This is a genomic window from Allorhizobium sp. Av2, from assembly GCF_021462805.2.
Classification (GTDB): Bacteria; Pseudomonadota; Alphaproteobacteria; order Rhizobiales; family Rhizobiaceae; genus Allorhizobium; species Allorhizobium vitis_G.
The window spans coordinates 264,130-279,882 of record NZ_CP192696.1 but is presented as its reverse complement, the minus strand read 5'-3'; the positions used below and the strand labels follow the sequence as shown (position 1 = coordinate 279,882).

Below are 15,753 nucleotides of genomic sequence, written 5' to 3'. Positions count from 1 at the left end.
CGGGCAAAAAGGTCGCTAAAGCGGCATATGGGTGGAAAACCGGGTGGAAAGCCTGCCCTTTGCGGCTGGTATTCAACGGTTTTTGTGGAGAAAAGCCCGGCTTGGACACTGAATGCGGGCGACTACTACAGGATCAGGAGCATAGCCAAGCAATGGGCAGGCAAGTCGAACGGACCGGCAAATCACGGCGCATCGACCGGTATGGCGAGCGGCTGAAAAAGCGCCGCGATCAGCTGTCACCTGGTCTGCTGACCGTCGCCGATTATATCGATGGCCATCGCCATGCGGTGTTGAGCAAATCGGCGCTGGAAATTGCCTTCGAGACCAGCACATCCGACGCAACGGTGATCCGCGCCATTCAGGCGCTGGGCTTTCGCGGCCTGCTCGACCTGAAGGAAACGCTGAAAGCCTATCTGGGCGAGACCGATTCCCCCATCGAGAAAATGGCGGCGACCACCGATGACATCAGCGGCAATAGCGATGCTGCCGTGGATTTCGTGCTGGAAAATCAGCAGACTGCGCTGGCGGCGCTGGCAAGCCCGGAAAACCGCGCCGCCCTTTCCAAGGCAGCTTTGCTGATGGCCGAGGCCCGCGCCATCGGGGTTTTCGGCATCGGCGCATCCGGCATTATCGCCAGTTATGGCGCAAGGCTGTTTTCACGCTCCGGCTTTCCCTCTTACGCTCTCAACACCACAGGAATTTCGCTGGCCGAACAATTGCTCGGGCTTGGCACCGGCCATGTCCTGGTCATGCTGCTGCATGGCCGTCCGCATCGCGAAGCCATGACGGTGATTTCCGAGGCCAAGCGGCTCGACATACCGCTGATCCTGGTGCTGGGACAGACCGAAAGCGTGCTGCGCCAGCACGCCAGCGTCAGCCTCGTCGTTCCGCGCGCCAAAAGCGAGCATGTGGCGCTGCATGCGCCCTCTCTGGTGGTAATCGAAACCCTGGCGCTGGCGCTTTCCGCTCTCAAACCGGAACGGACGCTGGAAACGCTGAACCGGCTGGTGGAGCTGCGCAGCACCATTCGCCCCGACAAGCGCGGGTAACTGCTACTGCCCCGTGCGCCTTATATCAAGGCTCGAAGAGCCATCTTCAATGACTCTTCGTATTATATGGCGCACAAAGGTTCGCTGTAGATTATGCCGCGTGCAGGCCCGGCGCTTCCTGGCCGGTGCGCGCCACATATTCTGTATAACCACCACCATATTGATGGATGCCATCCGGCGTCAGTTCCAGGACGCGGTTGGACAGAGCGGCCAGAAAATGCCGGTCATGGCTGACAAATAGCATGGTGCCCTCATAGGCAGACAATGCCTTGATCAGCATTTCCTTGGTGTCGAGATCCAGATGGTTGGTCGGTTCGTCCAGAACCAGAAGATTTGGTGGGTCGAACAGCATGGCCGCCATCACCAACCGGGCCTTCTCACCGCCCGACAGTACCCGGCAGCGCTTTTCGACATCGTCGCCGGAAAAGCCGAAGCAACCGGCCAATGCCCTGAGCGGCGACTGCCCTGCCTTTGGAAAGCTTTCCTCCAGCCATTGCAATACAGTGCTGTCTCCATCCAGCACATCCATGGCATGCTGGGCGAAATAGCCGAGCTTAACGCTGGCACCAATGCTGACCGTGCCTTGATCCGGCTCGGTCGTGCCAGCAACCAGCTTCAGCAGCGTCGATTTTCCAGCGCCATTGATGCCCATGATGCACCAGCGTTCGCGCCTGCGAACCATGAAATCCAGGCCTTGATAAATCGTCCGGCTGCCATAGGCCTTGTGGACATTCTTGATATTGATAACGTCATCGCCGGAGCGCGGCGCGGGCAGGAAGTCGAAAGCCACCGTCTGGCGGCGGCGCGGCGGCTCGACCCGGTCGATCTTGTCGAGTTTCTTCACTCGGCTCTGCACCTGGGCCGCATGGGAGGCGCGCGCCTTGAACCGCTCGATAAACTTGATTTCCTTGGCCAGCATCGCCTGCTGACGCTCAAATTGCGCCTGCTGCTGCTTCTCATTCTGGGCGCGCTGGCCCTCGTAAAAGCCATAGTCACCGGAATAGCTGGTCAGCGAACCGCCATCGATCTCAATGATCTTGGTGACGATCCGGTTCATGAATTCGCGGTCATGCGAGGTCATCAGCAGGGCGCCGTCGTAATTCTTCAGGAAGCTTTCCAGCCAGATCAGGCTTTCCAGGTCGAGATGGTTGCTCGGCTCGTCAAGCAGCATCACATCGGGCCGCATCAGCAGAATACGCGCCAGTGCCACGCGCATTTTCCAGCCGCCGGACAACTTGCCGACGTCACCATCCATCATCTCCTGGGAAAAACTCAACCCATCCAGCACCTCGCGCGCCCGGCCCTCCAGCGCATAGCCATCCAGCTCTTCGTAACGGGCCTGCACCTCGCCGTAGCGCTCGATGATCGCATCCATTTCATCCATCCGGTCTGGGTCCGACATGGCGCCTTCCAATTCGCGCAGTTCTGCCGCAACGGTGCTGACCGGCCCTGCCCCGTCCATCACCTCGGCGACCGCCGAACGCCCGGACATTTCGCCGACATCCTGGTTGAAATAACCGATGGTGACGCCTTTTTCGGTCGCGACCTGGCCTTCATCGGGCAATTCCTCACCTGTGATCATCCGAAACAGCGTGGTCTTGCCCGCACCGTTCGGTCCGACCAAGCCGATCTTCTCCCCCTTGTTCAGCGCGGCGGAGGCCTCAATGAACAACAGGCGATGGCTGTTCTGCTTGGAGATATTTTCAATGCGGATCATGTCGCTTCAGCCCGGAAAAGATGATTTTGCGCGCCTTATGGCATGACTTGCGCGCCCTGTCGCGCCCATTTCGGCTCAAGGCGGCAGGCTTGAGAGCCGGATAAGTGCGTGCCTATTGCCCGCTGTCAAAAAGGCCGGACACGTCTCAAATCCGCCAAATGCCTGATATATCCGCAATTCCAACGTTTTTTGCAGGCTGGTTTCTCGTATCATCCCTGTGATAAAGGCAAGCATGGACTGACGATGACCTTTGGAAAATCGTGGTCGAAAGCAGATAATCATTCCACGTCGAAGCTGCCAGCTGGAAAGCCTAAGGAGACTGCCCTCGTGAATTTAGCGTCTATAGCCCGGTATCTCTGGTCTTTTCTGGGTCCGGCCAAGTACAAAAAGACGCCAATCGAACGGCAGATCGACTACCTCAAGTCCTTTGTAAGCTACCAGCCTTCAGGCGGATCCCCGCCGGTGGAGAGCATGTCGATGTCGCGGCTTCGCATCACCTGGGTCATCCCGGACTTCAAACCCGGAGCGGGCGGCCACATGACGATTTTCCGCATCGCCAGCTATCTGGAACGGTTTGGCCATGATGTCCGCTTCCTGGTGCAAAATCCGACGGTTCATAAAACCGCCGAGGCCGCTCTCGAAACGATCAATAGCCATTTTCAACCGTTTTCCGGATTGCTCGATCTGTTCAAAGGTGCAACCCCGCAGGCCGAAGGCGATGCGTTGATCGCGACGGATCGCTTTACCTGCTATCCCGTCAACGCCATGCAGCAATTTACCCGCAAGTTCTATTTTGTTCAGGATTACGAGCCGTCCTTCTATCCGTCAGGTACGGAAGCCCTGCTGACGGAAGCAACCTACCGTTTCGATTTTGATTGTCTGTGCGCTGGCGATTGGCTGCACAAGCGCATGTCGCAGGAATATGGACGATGGTCGACGTCCTGGCCATTGGCCTATGATGCTGACATCTACAATCTCGGCACCGGTACGAAGGAGCGACGCAGCAAGCGCATTGCCCTTTATGCCCGCTATGTCACACCACGCCGCGCTGTCGAACTTGCCTTCATGGCCCTCGACATTCTGAGAGAGCGCAATGTCGATTTTGAAGTCGATTTCTTCGGCTGGCCCCTGGGCAAGCTCAAGGTTGACTTTCCCTATCGCGATCTTGGCATTTTGAAGGGTGAGCAACTGGCGGAGCTTTATCGTGAGGCAACGGTTGGCGTGGTGTTTTCAGCCACCAATCATTCATTGGTGAACAAGGAAATGATGGCCTGCGGACTTCCCGTCATCGATCTCGATCTCGATACCGTCCGCTCGATCTTTCCCGACAATGTCATGGCCTTCGCCGAACCGACACCGGAGGGCATCGCCGATCAGATCGAGCGCCTGCTCAAACAGCCTGAGGAGCGTGAGCGTCTAAGGCAAGGCGGCCTCGATTATGTGAAGGACCTGTCCTGGGAAAAATCGGCGCGTCTCGTTGAGGCCGCAATCCGGGAACGGGTGGCCCACGGCGCCCAGCAGGGGTCGCAATCATGACGAAATACCGTTGCGCCGTGGTTATCCCGACCAAGAATGCCATGGCGGTCCTGCCGAAGGTGATGGAAAAGGTGCTTCACCAGCAAACACCCTGGCCCTATGAGATCATTGTCATCGATTCAGGCTCTCGCGATGGCACAAAAGACTATCTGCGAAGTCTGGACCGGGTCCGGCTGATCGAAATCGATCCGCGTGACTTCGGCCATGGCAAGACCCGCAATCTCGGCATTGAGACCGCAGATGCCGAGTTCGTGGCCTTTCTCACCCATGACGCAGAGCCTGTCGATGAACATTGGCTGGCGCGCATGGTCGCGGTCGCGGAACAGGATACCCGGATCGCTGGCGTGTTCGGGCGCCATATCGCCTACGATACCGCGTCGCCTTTTACCAAAAGCGATCTCGACCAGCATTTCCGAGGCTTCCTTCATCATCCGCTTGTTGTCCACAGAGAACTCGATCCGGCCCGCTATCAGGCCGATGAAGGCTGGCGGCAATTGCTGCATTTTTACTCAGACAATAATTCCCTGATGCGCAAATCCGTATGGGAACGGTTTCCCTACCCCGATGTGGAGTTTGCCGAAGATCAATTATGGGCGAAAAGCATTATCGAGGCCGGCTATTGGAAAGCCTATGCGCCGGACGCAGTGGTCTATCATTCCCATGACTACAGTTTCATCGAACAGCTTCGCCGGGCTTTCGACGAATCCCGCAACTTCACCCGGTATTTTGGCTATCGGCTATCACCGAACCTGGGCCAGGCTCTGGCCGGGATGGGTAAGTTTACCTATCAGGCTTTTCGCCAGACGATCGATCCCGCCTATGGCACCATTACCTTCAAGGACAGGCTGAAACGGGCCACGCAACGCATCGCGCTGGTCGCCGGGCACTGTCTTGGTGCCAATCACGAAAAGCTTCCTGGTTTTCTAACGGACCGCCTGTCGCTTGATAACAGGCTGTTCAAGTCCTAGATCATCCGGAAACGCAAATGTGACATTACAATTTCTATCATGCCACGTTAACGCCATATCTACCGATGATATCAGCAAAATAGGCGGGATTGGTCTAAGAACGGCCATGGCTGTTGCCTGTTGAAACGAGGCAATTGAGAATATATGAGCAAAAGGGTATGACCGTTACGGACAAAGGATGTTTCCGCATCGCTTGCGCCAACAGGAACGCAATATGAGCCTTGAAGTCGGTTTTCCCGTTCACGATGCCCAAAAGACCAATCGAGGACAAGCCGGCACCCCCAGCCTGTCTAAAAAAGGTATTGTCGGGACGCTGCTTGGCCTGTTTTTCACCAAGAAAAACTCTCTTATTACCTTCGTGCTGGTGCCGAGCGTTTTTGCCGCGATCTATTATTCTCTGATTGCCAGCGGCCAGTATATTTCCGAGACCCGCATGGTTGTCCGCACCATCGGCGTCAGCGAACGGTTCGACACGTCGGAGCAAAGAGAAGGCCGCTCGATTATCGGTGGCGATTCGCTCACTCAGGATTCCTATATCGTCGCCAATTATCTGAAATCGCCTCAAATCGTCAGGAAGCTCGACACCGAAATCGGGCTGCGCAATTTTTTCTTGAAAGACGACATTGACCCGCTATCGCGGCTGACCAGCGAGCCCACATCCGAAGACCTTCATAAATACTGGATGCAGCATGTCGATACCTATGTCGATGGCCCGTCCGGAATCATCATTTTTACCGTTCGAGCCTTTTCGCCAGAGGATTCAGTCAGCATATCCAAGGCGGCCCTCGCCGCTGCCGATGAAATGATCAGCAAGATTTCCGACAAGGCCAAGAGCGACCTGGTTGATCGGGTCGAACACGACTTGATCGGCAGCCTAGAAGACTATCGCAAGGCGCTGGACGATCTGCGAGAATATCAAAACAAGACAGGCATTCTCGATCCGGTTTCTTCGGCAAAAATGGTCAGCACGATCATTTCGAAACTGACCGAGCAGAAGTTGAACCTGACGGTCGACCTGAAATCCCTCGAAGCCGCCAAAGCGGACAATACGGCGCGTGGACGAGAGCTTCGCCGGTCAATCCAGGCGATCGACGATCAGATACAACTGCGCCAGAACAGCCTGGCGGGCAAGGACAGCAACGATCCAACGCAGCTTTCAACCAGCATGATTGAGTTTTCAAGGCTGGAGACCCGCAGGATCGTAACCCAGGCGCTTTACGAAGCGACGGTCAAAAATCTCGATACTGCAAAATCGACGGCATTGAAACGAACCACATTCGTTTCAATTTTCTCGGATTCACACGCGCCGGAAAAGTCAAAATACCCTGAACGTTTTTCCGCATGGCTCATTCTTACTGCTGGCCTCTTCACGCTTTGGATGACGGCAACGCTGGTCTGGATGTCCATCGAGGATCATAAGGCCTGACGATGATCACCCTTGAGAACGTGACGAAATATTACAAGACAGCGGCGCATCGCCGGTTTATCCTGCGCAATCAGAGCATGCAGTTTGTTGCCGGGCGGTCCTATGGACTGCTTGGGGTGAATGGCGCCGGGAAGTCAACCACCATGCGTCTGATATCAGGCGCGGAACTTCCCAATAAAGGGCGCATCCATCGACAGGTGCGCGTTTCCTGGCCGCTTGGCTTTGCCAATGGCCTGAACCATATGTTGAGCGGAAAGGAAAACCTGAAATTCGTTGCCAGGGCCTATGGCGAGGATTTTCACCGGGTGTTGCGCTTTGTGGCTGAATTTGCCGAAATTGGCAGCTACCTGAACGAACCATTGCGCACCTATTCGTCCGGGATGATGGCACGCTTTGCATTCGGTCTTTCCATGGCTATCGAGTTCGATTGTTATCTTGTCGACGAAATCACCGCTGTCGGCGACTCGAATTTCCAGCGACGCTGTCGTGAAGCCTTCAGGGCAAGGCGTACAAAATCCGATGTCATCATGATCTCCCACGACATGGACACGATTAAAGATTATTGCGATGTCGCTCTTGTGTTAATTGACGGTCATATGGTGCAATTTGATAGTGTCGAAGAGGGTATCGCCACATATATGCGACTGAATCGCTAGGGTTGTCAGGAAAAGTGGAAGACGTGTCAGAGAAAACAGTGACGGACGACAAGAAAATGCTGGAGGCAGACCTGCCTCCTGTGCTTGCGCGCAGCCAAAAACTGGCCTCTGCGCTGAGTTCCTATGCGCGCGCCCTGACATTCGAAAACCGAAGCCGCCGCAATCTCTACCGGCTTGCAGGTCTAGCACCTCGCACGCGCGACCGGGTTTTTGCCGTCATCTTGATGATCTTTATCGGTGTGACATTCGTTTTGCCGATGAGTGGCAGCATCCTCTATTATGCGTTTCTTGCAAGCCCCGGATATGCTTCAGAAGTACGGTTCATCGTGCGTTCCTCCGTTCCTTATCTGTCTCGCGATCGGTATTCGAGCGATGCTGTCGAACCAAAGATGAAAATTGTTCAGGACACCGCCATCCTTCTGAACTATCTCAGCAGCCCGGCGGTCATCCAGGATTTGCAAAAATCTGTCGATCTTCACAAAATTTATGGTCGAGACGACATTGATTGGTTTTCTCGGCTTCGAAGTGACGCCACCCAGGACGACATCCTCAAATACTGGAAAAAGCGATATAGTGCCTCGGTAAACGCGAAAAGCGGCATTGTGGAGTTGGAGGTCACCGCTTTCACACCACAAGAAGCGCATGACCTGTCAAAATTGGTGCTGAAGCTTTCCGAGCAGCAGATCAACCAACTGAGTTCGGGAATGTGGGATGACCTTCTGGTCTCGACACAGCGCGACGTGGACAATGCGACGAAGGAAGTCAGTGAGCTGCGCGGTAAGCTTCGCGATACGCAGAATCAAACAGGCGTTTTCGATGTGGATCTGTCGGCCAACAGCATCATTACGGTGTTGACCAATATCGAATCGAGTATTGCTGATCTGAAAAGCCGTCGCATGGCCCTCAGCCAGAGCGTCAGTGCGAGTTCTCCGCAGATGGCTGAGATCGACAGGCGTATCGCCGGCCTCGAGGAACAATCCAAAAGCATGCAGGCTAAAACTGCGGGCCTTTCGACAGGTACCGACGGGAATCTTGCCGATTACTCAAGCCTATTCAACAAGCTAAACCTTGATCTGAAAATGGCAGAGAGCCGAATGAAATCGGCAATTAGCGACTTCGAAAAGGTGAAACTGGTCAGCTCTCTGCAACTTGTCTATCTTGACAGTTTTACCGATTCAACACTGCCTGACACCAACAAATATCCAAGTACCGGTCTGAACCTGTTCCTGAGTTTGCTGGCCTTTGGCGCTATCTGTGGCGCAGCTTGCGGAACAGTGCTGTTTGTTCGCAAGAAGCTCGACTGAATTCAGGCTTTGCCGCGGCATGGTGAAGGACAGGGCAGGACCGATTGAGTGAACCGCGCTAAGACGGCGCTGAAACAAAAAATAGACGTGATGCACGCTGTCATCATGAGAGACATCCGCAGCCGCATTTTCAATTACGGACTGGGGTTTCTAATCGTACCTCTCTTTCCTGTGACCGTGCCCGTAACTTAGGCCATTTGGATCGGGAATTTTCCACTTATTGTGCCGCAGGGCAGAGAGAAGAGTTCCAATGGAGGCACGAGGTTTAGCGGGAAGCGTCCAGTCAGGCGGAGCGTCTCATTTCAACTCCATAAGTCCTGCCTCGGTATGCCTGAAACCGCAATTTCGGTAAAACGAAGTCAGATGCGGTTGGAAATCGACATGCAACCACTTTGCTCCACGCTCTCGCGCCACATCTGTGGCAGCAACCACCATGCGAGTGGCGATACCCTGTCTTCGTAGCTTAGGATCGACACAGGTATCCAGGATAAAGGCGTGCGCTCCTCCGTCCCATGCGACATTTACGAAACCGACGAGCCGATCATCTGCATAAGCCCCAATATGCGTAAGGCTACGCAATAGGACACTGGCGAATTCTTTTCGATCAGAGCTGCCCCAAGCCTTGAGCCAAAGTAAATTCAGCTCGTCTTCGGATGGAAACGGATCGATTCGGAGTATCACCATTCGTCCACCACAACGCGAGGGCTCAAATGATTTCAATGGGATATAATGGTGCTGCTAGAGAGATTTGAACTCTCGGCCTCTCCCTTACCAAGGGAGTGCTCTACCCCTGAGCTATAGCAGCATCTGGCGAAGCGGACTGTGCCGCTGCGGAACGAGTGGGCTATTGCCACAGGATGACGGGGCGCGCAAGCAGCAAAACGTGGTTGGGCGAATAAAATAGCAAAACCTTGCCTATCTTCCGGTTTATCCACATTTGCGCTATGACGCCGCCATGACAGACGAGACCGATACATCCAAGGCCGAGCGCGTGGCAGAAGCCAAGCGGATTGCTGCGCTGAACACCCAGGCGCAGGCGGAGCGTCGGCGTGAACGGGCGGCGCAGAAATTGCGGGAAAACCTGATGCGCCGCAAAAGTCAGGCGCGGGCGCGCCGGGCTGGCGGCGCCGATGAAACAGATGGACTGCCCGCCGCACATTTGCCCCAACCGGATGACACTGAGACGTGAAACAGCGAAACGTTAAACGGCGAATTGAACGGCTGGCGGTTTTCCTCTAAACACCGCGTGCATTGCAGTGCCACTCATTGCTGTCATGGCGCGACACACTCTTCAAACCAAGAAAGGCGGGGGCAGGCCTTGCCCCCTGATCACTCTTTATGGATCGTATCAGGATTGTCGGCGGAAACGCCCTTAACGGCATCATTCCCATTTCCGGCGCAAAAAACGCCGCCCTGCCCTTGATGATCGCCTCGCTCCTGACCAGCGACACGCTGACGCTGGAAAATGTGCCACATCTGGCCGATGTTGAACTACTGTTGCGCATTCTGGGCAATCATGGCGTCGATATTGCCGTCAATGGACGGCGCGAGCGCCAATCCGGCAGCTATTCCCGCACCATCCATTTCACCTGCCGCACCATAGTCGATACCAATGCGCCCTATGAGCTGGTGTCCAAAATGCGCGCCAGCTTCTGGGTGATCGGCCCGCTTCTCGCGCGCGAGGGCAAGGCCCGCGTCTCACTGCCCGGCGGCTGTGCCATCGGCACACGCCCGGTCGATCTGTTCATCGACGGTCTGCGCGCGCTGGGTGCCACAATGGAGATCGACAGTGGCTATATTGACGCCACAGCCCCGAAGGGCGGCTTGATTGGCGCGAGCTATACATTCCCCAAGGTTTCCGTTGGCGCCACCCACGTCATGCTGATGGCCGCATCGCTGGCACGTGGCACAACGGTGATCCACAATGCCGCACGCGAGCCTGAAGTGGTGGATCTGGCCAATTGCCTGAACGCCATGGGCGCGAAAATCACTGGCCAAGGCACAGCCACCATCACCATCGAAGGTGTCACCAACCTGTCTGGTGCTCGCCACCGGGTTCTGCCGGATCGGATCGAAACCGGCACCTATGCCATGGCCGTCGCCATGACCGGCGGTGACGTGACGCTGGAAGGCACCGATATCACCCTGCTCGACACCGCCGTCGAAGCTTTGCGTCGGGCTGGTGCCGAAGTCACTGCCATCGAGGATGGCATTCGCATCATCGGACATGGCGATGCCATCCGCCCGGTCGATATCGTCACCGAGCCTTTTCCGGGCTTCCCGACTGACTTGCAGGCGCAGTTCATGGGCCTGATGACCCGCGCCCAGGGCGTGGCGCATGTGACGGAAACGATTTTCGAAAACCGCTTCATGCATGTGCAGGAACTGGCACGGCTCGGCGCCAAGATCACCCTCAGCGGCCAGACGGCCCGTATCGAAGGCGTACAGCGGCTACGTGGCGCGCCGGTCATGGCGACCGATCTGCGCGCCTCTGTCTCACTGGTCATCGCCGGTCTTGCCGCCGAGGGCGAGACATTGGTCAACCGTGTCTATCATCTGGACCGCGGCTTCGAACGTTTGGAAGAAAAACTGACCCGCTGCGGTGCGATTGTGGAACGAATCAGCGACTGACCACGCCTATATTTCAAGCTCTTCAAGCAAGGCTGCCCGTTGCTTAATGACGGCGGGCAACCTATCTGCAAGAGCAATTGCAATAGCGGGGCCATGCGCATGACTGATCTCAAGCTTCTATCGCTGGACGAGGAAGATCTCGCCATTCTCTCTGCCCATATGCAGGATGCGGTGTTCAAGCCAGCCGATGTGGATTATGCGGCAAAGTCCGGTGTGTTTTCCGTCGCCGTCAACCGTTTCGTCTGGGAAAAAGCCGGAAAAGGCGGCGGAATATTTCGCCGCGCCAAGAGCTTCGAGCGCCGCCGTGCCTTACTCACCATCAAACGGGTGCGGGCAGTGCGCTCCATCGGCATAAGCCAGACGGACAAGGACCAGGTGATGAACTTGCTGGCTGTGACCTTCAGAGCCAAAGAAGATGGCCCGGAAGGCCGGGTGGAACTGGTGTGTGCGGCGGGCGCCACCATTGCTTTGGATGTTGAATGCATTGAAGTACAGCTTGCAGATACCGGCGGCGCGTGGGAAACCACATCAAGGCCCCGGCATCCCGGAGCCTGATGGAGATAAGGCAGGCCGCAGAGAAGGAATAAGGCGCAGTGGCAGTTTGGCTTGAGCAGGCATCGGACGATTTCGAAGCGCGGTTTGCCGCATTTCTCACCACCAAGCGGGAAGTGTCCGAGGATGTAAACGCAGTCGTCAAAACCATTATCGACGATGTGCGGGCGCGCGGCGATGCCGCCTTGGCGGAATATTCGCATCGGTTCGATGGGCTGGATTTCACAATCACGCCCATGCGCGTCACCGAAGCTGAAATTGATGCCGCCTTTGCCGAGGTTTCGCCCGCGCTGATCGACGCGCTGCACCTTGCCGCAGAGCGTATCGAGCGTCACCACGCCCGCCAGATGCCCAAGGACGATATCTACGAAGACGCCATCGGCGTCGGTCTCGGCTCCCGCTGGACCGCCATCGATGCCGTTGGTCTCTATGTGCCGGGCGGCACGGCAAGCTATCCAAGTTCCGTGCTTATGAATGCCGTACCTGCGCGCGTTGCTGGCGTGCCGCGCGTCGTCATGGTCGTGCCTGCCTCTGGCGGCGCTATCAATCCCACGGTGCTGGCTGCGGCAAAAATTGCGGGCGTGACGGAAATCTACCGGATCGGAGGCGCGCAAGCCATCGCCGCGCTCGCCTATGGCACGCAAACCATCGAACCGGTCGCCAAGATCGTCGGCCCCGGCAATGCCTATGTGGCCGCCGCCAAGCGCCATGTGTTCGGCACAGTCGGCATCGACATGATCGCCGGTCCTTCGGAGGTGCTTGTCATCGCCGACAAGGACAATGACCCGGACTGGATTGCCGCCGATCTGCTGGCGCAGGCCGAACACGACCGGGGGGCTCAATCGATCCTGATCACCGACAATCCGGATTTTGCCAAAGCGGTTGAGGCTGCCGTCGAACGTCAGCTGAAGACATTGAGCCGGGCCGAGACCGCCAGCGCTAGCTGGCAGGATTTTGGTGCGCTGGTCATTGTACCAAACCTTGACGCTTCCGTGCCGCTTGCCAATCGCATTGCCGCCGAGCATCTGGAACTGGCTGTCGCCGATCCCGATACGCTGATGGCGGGCATTCGCAATGCTGGCGCGATCTTCATCGGTCGCCATACGCCGGAGGTGATCGGCGATTATGTTGGCGGCTCCAACCACGTTCTGCCCACGGCCCGTTCGGCGCGGTTTTCGTCCGGCCTGTCGGTTCTGGATTTCGTCAAGCGCACCTCTATTCTGCGGCTCGGCCCGCAACAGCTTAGGCAATTGGCCCCGGCAGCGATTGCTCTGGCCAAGAGCGAGGGGCTGGATGCCCATGCACGATCCGTCGCCATCCGGCTCAATCTTGAGGAATAGCTGATGGCCAAGGGCGACTTCAAGCTTTTCGATGTCGTTCTCGATGAGACGATCGGGCGCTCGACGCCCGATGTCGAGCATGAGCGGGCCGTGGCGATTTTCGATCTGATCGAGGAAAACTCTTTCGAGCCGGTCGGTCATCCAGGTGGACCTTATCGCCTCAGCCTGTCCCTGGTGAATGCCCGGCTGGTCTTCACCATCACCACGCAGGAGGGCGAGGCTGTCGCCACCCATATCCTGTCGCTGACGCCGCTCAGGCGGATCATCAAAGACTATTTTATGATCTGCGAAAGTTATTACGAGGCGATCCGTTCTTCCACGCCCAGCCAGATCGAAGCAATCGACATGGGGCGGCGCGGCATTCACAACGATGGCTCGCAAACTCTGCAAGACCGGCTGAAAGGCAAGATCAATCTCGATTTCGACAGTGCACGGCGGCTCTTCACGCTGGTCTGCGTGTTGTATTGGCGCGGCTGAGGCGTCCGGCATGAGCGAACCGACCCAAGACCCTGCCGGTATCGGCGCCGATCACAGCCAAGAGAGGGCCATACCCCACTCCGTGTTGTTCCTCTGCGGCATGAATGCCGTGCGCTCGCCCATGGCAGAGGCCCTTGCCAAGAGGTTGCTGCCGTCAGGCGTCTATATTGCCTCGGCGGGCGTGCGACATGGCGAGCGCGACCCTTTCGTGGATGTGGTACTGGATGAAATCGGACTTTCGCTCGGCAAGCGCCAGCCTCAGACCCTGGACGAGCTGGAGGATAACTTTTTCGACCTCGTCGTCACTCTGGCTCCCGAAGCGCATCATGCCGCCCTGGAACTGACTCGCTCCTCTTCCGTTGAGGTGGTATATTGGCCTATGCATGACCCAACCATTGAGGCCGATACCCGCGACCAGCAACTGGCCGCCTATCGCGAGGTGCGAGACCGGCTGGCGGTGCTGATCGAACAGCGCTTCAAACGGCCCGGAACAAGCCCGCTTGGCGGCGTTTGAAACAAATTCGAAAAGCCCGATCTACAAGGTTCACAAAAGCCCAGTGATTGTGTAGGTTCCGGCCACATTTTGACCGGGGCGGTAGCCGCCTCGACGAAACACACAGAAAGACAAGGCATCAATGGCTAAAGAAGAAGTCCTCGAATTCCCCGGTGTCGTTACGGAACTGCTGCCGAACGCCACATTCCGGGTGAAGCTCGAAAACGAACATGAAATTATCGCCCATACGGCTGGCCGTATGCGCAAGAACCGCATCCGCGTGCTGGCTGGCGACAAGGTCCTGGTGGAAATGACACCCTACGACCTGACCAAGGGCCGTATCACCTATCGCTTCAAGTAACGGCGAGGAGCCGCCTATGGCCGGCAAACGCAAGCTGATCCTGGCTTCAGGCTCCCCCCGCCGCGTCGAACTGCTGCGGCAGGTGGGTCTGGAAGCCGATCGGCTGATGCCGATGGATCTGGACGAAAGCGCATTGAAGAACGAGCAGCCGCGCTCGCTGGCACGCCGCTTGGCAACCGACAAGGCCAAAGCCGCGCTGGAGGCCAGTGCTGACGAAGCGGATTGGAAAGGCGCTTTCATCCTGGCGGCCGATACGGTGGTTGCCGTTGGCCGTCGGGTGCTGCCGAAAACCGAATATAGCGATGAGGCCGTTGCCGCGCTCAATCTGGTTTCCGGCCGCAATCACTGGGTGTTTACCGGTGTCTGCCTGATTACGCCGGATCGCAAGATCCGCCAGAAGGTGGTGGAAAGCAAGGTGCGCTTCAAGCGTCTGTCGGAAGCGGACATCAATGCCTATATTCTGTCCGGTGAATGGCGTGGCAAGGCTGGTGCCTATGCCATCCAGGGCATTGCCGGTAGTTTCGTACAGAAACTGGTCGGCTCTTATTCCAATGTTGTCGGCCTGCCTCTTTATGAAACCGTGCAATTGCTGGCAGGCGAAGGCATGGACGTGCAGGCCCGCTGGTCGGAAGGATAAGCAGCCCAGCAGGCAAGGCCCCGGCGAGTTAAAGCTGACGCCAAGCAAAGGATAACACATGAGTGACGAGCCAGAACATACTGCCAAGGTCGCACCCTTGCGCAAACCCCTTCCCTGCCCGGAATGCGGCCATCCATCCCACCGCGAACACTACCCCTTCTGCTGCGACCGCTGCCGCACGCAGGATCTGTCGCGATGGCTGAAAGGCTCCTATGCCATTCCCGTGGCCGAAGACGAATCCAACCCGGATGACGACGGTCGATTCTAGAGTTGCAGCCGTCATTGCAATTTCGGCGTAACATTCTGTTTTTAAATCGCTTTCAATCTTTTTTCATATGCCGTCAAAAAAGTGTCTTTTGGCGCTGGACATGAAAAATTTAGATGCTATAACCGCGCTGCTTCCGGGGGAAAGTTTTCCCCTAACGGCAAACAGCTCTCAAATAGTGCTCGTTTGGCCAGGATGCCCGGATAGCTCAGTTGGTAGAGCAGCGGATTGAAAATCCGCGTGTCGGTGGTTCAAATCCGCCTCCGGGCACCATTCTAAGCCCTTGTTATGTATGGGTTTTTCCATAATTTAGAATTCCCTTCAATAGCCTAGTTTGACAC

General features: G+C 56.7%; 17 protein-coding genes and 2 tRNA genes. 16 read left to right on the top strand and 3 right to left on the bottom strand.

What is annotated here, in order from left to right:
• Positions 1–152: 152 nt before the first annotated feature.
• A complete protein-coding gene (locus FS819_RS01340; protein ID WP_156548659.1) occupies positions 153–1,049 on the top strand; it encodes a MurR/RpiR family transcriptional regulator in 897 nt (298 codons plus the stop codon).
• A 91-nt stretch (positions 1,050–1,140) separates the two neighbouring features.
• On the opposite strand, the gene FS819_RS01335 is transcribed toward FS819_RS01340, so the two are convergent.
• Entirely contained in the window at positions 1,141–2,766 is a 1,626-nt protein-coding gene (locus tag FS819_RS01335) for an ABC-F family ATP-binding cassette domain-containing protein (RefSeq protein ID WP_156548661.1), read from the bottom strand.
• A gap of 327 nt (positions 2,767–3,093) precedes the next feature.
• Here FS819_RS01335 and FS819_RS01330 point away from each other — a divergent pair, with 327 nt between their 5' ends.
• The 5 genes from FS819_RS01330 to FS819_RS01310 all read left to right on the top strand — a co-directional run bounded on the left by FS819_RS01330 (position 3,094) and on the right by FS819_RS01310 (position 8,656).
• On the top strand, positions 3,094–4,302 hold the full coding sequence (locus tag FS819_RS01330) for a glycosyltransferase family 4 protein (protein ID WP_197434196.1): 1,209 nt from the start codon (positions 3,094–3,096) through the stop codon (positions 4,300–4,302).
• A complete protein-coding gene (locus FS819_RS01325; protein ID WP_156548665.1) occupies positions 4,299–5,270 on the top strand; it encodes a glycosyltransferase family 2 protein in 972 nt (323 codons plus the stop codon). The genes FS819_RS01330 and FS819_RS01325 overlap by 4 nt, the downstream gene beginning before the upstream one ends.
• A gap of 214 nt (positions 5,271–5,484) precedes the next feature.
• Positions 5,485–6,696, top strand: coding sequence for a KpsE/RkpR family capsule polysaccharide export protein (locus tag FS819_RS01320; RefSeq protein WP_156548667.1), 1,212 nt, complete (start codon positions 5,485–5,487; stop codon positions 6,694–6,696).
• A gap of 2 nt (positions 6,697–6,698) precedes the next feature.
• The gene (locus FS819_RS01315; protein WP_015914929.1) at positions 6,699–7,352 is read left to right on the top strand and encodes an ABC transporter ATP-binding protein; all 654 of its coding nucleotides are present in this window, start codon (positions 6,699–6,701) and stop codon (positions 7,350–7,352) included.
• A 38-nt stretch (positions 7,353–7,390) separates the two neighbouring features.
• Positions 7,391–8,656: a KpsE/RkpR family capsule polysaccharide export protein gene (locus tag FS819_RS01310; RefSeq protein ID WP_156548669.1), complete on the top strand. Its 1,266-nt coding sequence runs from the start codon at positions 7,391–7,393 to the stop codon at positions 8,654–8,656.
• A 297-nt stretch (positions 8,657–8,953) separates the two neighbouring features.
• On the opposite strand, the gene FS819_RS01305 is transcribed toward FS819_RS01310, so the two are convergent.
• Both FS819_RS01305 and FS819_RS01300 read right to left on the bottom strand, forming a co-directional pair.
• Positions 8,954–9,340, bottom strand: coding sequence for a GNAT family N-acetyltransferase (locus FS819_RS01305; RefSeq protein ID WP_156548670.1), 387 nt, complete (start codon positions 9,338–9,340; stop codon positions 8,954–8,956).
• 46 nt (positions 9,341–9,386) lie between these two features.
• A tRNA-Thr gene (locus FS819_RS01300) sits at positions 9,387–9,461 on the bottom strand.
• 150 nt (positions 9,462–9,611) lie between these two features.
• On the opposite strand from FS819_RS01300, the gene FS819_RS01295 reads away from it, so the two are divergent.
• From FS819_RS01295 to FS819_RS01250, 10 genes are all read left to right on the top strand, one after another.
• Positions 9,612–9,845, top strand: coding sequence for a hypothetical protein (locus FS819_RS01295; RefSeq protein ID WP_060716451.1), 234 nt, complete (start codon positions 9,612–9,614; stop codon positions 9,843–9,845).
• A 149-nt stretch (positions 9,846–9,994) separates the two neighbouring features.
• Positions 9,995–11,287, top strand: coding sequence for a UDP-N-acetylglucosamine 1-carboxyvinyltransferase (gene murA, locus FS819_RS01290; protein ID WP_156548672.1), 1,293 nt, complete (start codon positions 9,995–9,997; stop codon positions 11,285–11,287).
• A gap of 99 nt (positions 11,288–11,386) precedes the next feature.
• On the top strand, positions 11,387–11,842 hold the full coding sequence (locus tag FS819_RS01285; protein ID WP_156548674.1) for a DUF2948 family protein: 456 nt from the start codon (positions 11,387–11,389) through the stop codon (positions 11,840–11,842).
• Between the two features lie 38 nt (positions 11,843–11,880).
• Positions 11,881–13,179 (top strand): histidinol dehydrogenase, encoded by a 1,299-nt coding sequence (hisD, locus tag FS819_RS01280; RefSeq protein ID WP_234624950.1) that lies wholly within the window; start codon positions 11,881–11,883, stop codon positions 13,177–13,179.
• Positions 13,180–13,182: 3 nt separating this feature from the next.
• A complete protein-coding gene (locus FS819_RS01275) occupies positions 13,183–13,656 on the top strand; it encodes a UPF0262 family protein (RefSeq protein ID WP_156548676.1) in 474 nt (157 codons plus the stop codon).
• A gap of 10 nt (positions 13,657–13,666) precedes the next feature.
• Positions 13,667–14,170, top strand: a complete 504-nt coding sequence (locus FS819_RS01270) for an arsenate-mycothiol transferase ArsC (RefSeq protein ID WP_156548678.1) — start codon at positions 13,667–13,669, stop codon at positions 14,168–14,170.
• Between the two features lie 121 nt (positions 14,171–14,291).
• The gene (gene infA, locus FS819_RS01265; protein WP_004435948.1) at positions 14,292–14,510 is read left to right on the top strand and encodes a translation initiation factor IF-1; all 219 of its coding nucleotides are present in this window, start codon (positions 14,292–14,294) and stop codon (positions 14,508–14,510) included.
• 16 nt (positions 14,511–14,526) lie between these two features.
• On the top strand, positions 14,527–15,147 hold the full coding sequence (locus FS819_RS01260; protein WP_156548680.1) for a Maf-like protein: 621 nt from the start codon (positions 14,527–14,529) through the stop codon (positions 15,145–15,147).
• Between the two features lie 58 nt (positions 15,148–15,205).
• On the top strand, positions 15,206–15,415 hold the full coding sequence (yacG, locus tag FS819_RS01255; RefSeq protein WP_156548682.1) for a DNA gyrase inhibitor YacG: 210 nt from the start codon (positions 15,206–15,208) through the stop codon (positions 15,413–15,415).
• Positions 15,416–15,609: 194 nt separating this feature from the next.
• Positions 15,610–15,685: transfer RNA gene (locus FS819_RS01250), tRNA-Phe, on the top strand.
• The last annotated feature ends 68 nt before the right edge of the window (positions 15,686–15,753 follow it).

Excerpts from the sequence above, each read along its gene's own strand:
- FS819_RS01340 (WP_156548659.1), top strand. The coding sequence starts at position 153 with ATGGGCAGGCAAGTCGAACGGACCGGCAAATCACGGCGCATCGACCGG.
- FS819_RS01335 (WP_156548661.1), bottom strand. The coding sequence starts at position 2,766 with ATGATCCGCATTGAAAATATCTCCAAGCAGAACAGCCATCGCCTGTTG.
- FS819_RS01325 (WP_156548665.1), top strand. The coding sequence starts at position 4,299 with ATGACGAAATACCGTTGCGCCGTGGTTATCCCGACCAAGAATGCCATG.
- FS819_RS01320 (WP_156548667.1), top strand. The coding sequence starts at position 5,485 with ATGAGCCTTGAAGTCGGTTTTCCCGTTCACGATGCCCAAAAGACCAAT.
- FS819_RS01315 (WP_015914929.1), top strand. The coding sequence starts at position 6,699 with ATGATCACCCTTGAGAACGTGACGAAATATTACAAGACAGCGGCGCAT.
- FS819_RS01305 (WP_156548670.1), bottom strand. The coding sequence starts at position 9,340 with ATGGTGATACTCCGAATCGATCCGTTTCCATCCGAAGACGAGCTGAAT.
- FS819_RS01295 (WP_060716451.1), top strand. The coding sequence starts at position 9,612 with ATGACAGACGAGACCGATACATCCAAGGCCGAGCGCGTGGCAGAAGCC.
- murA (WP_156548672.1), top strand. The coding sequence starts at position 9,995 with ATGGATCGTATCAGGATTGTCGGCGGAAACGCCCTTAACGGCATCATT.
- FS819_RS01285 (WP_156548674.1), top strand. The coding sequence starts at position 11,387 with ATGACTGATCTCAAGCTTCTATCGCTGGACGAGGAAGATCTCGCCATT.
- FS819_RS01275 (WP_156548676.1), top strand. The coding sequence starts at position 13,183 with ATGGCCAAGGGCGACTTCAAGCTTTTCGATGTCGTTCTCGATGAGACG.
- FS819_RS01270 (WP_156548678.1), top strand. The coding sequence starts at position 13,667 with ATGAGCGAACCGACCCAAGACCCTGCCGGTATCGGCGCCGATCACAGC.
- infA (WP_004435948.1), top strand. The coding sequence starts at position 14,292 with ATGGCTAAAGAAGAAGTCCTCGAATTCCCCGGTGTCGTTACGGAACTG.
- FS819_RS01260 (WP_156548680.1), top strand. The coding sequence starts at position 14,527 with ATGGCCGGCAAACGCAAGCTGATCCTGGCTTCAGGCTCCCCCCGCCGC.
- yacG (WP_156548682.1), top strand. The coding sequence starts at position 15,206 with ATGAGTGACGAGCCAGAACATACTGCCAAGGTCGCACCCTTGCGCAAA.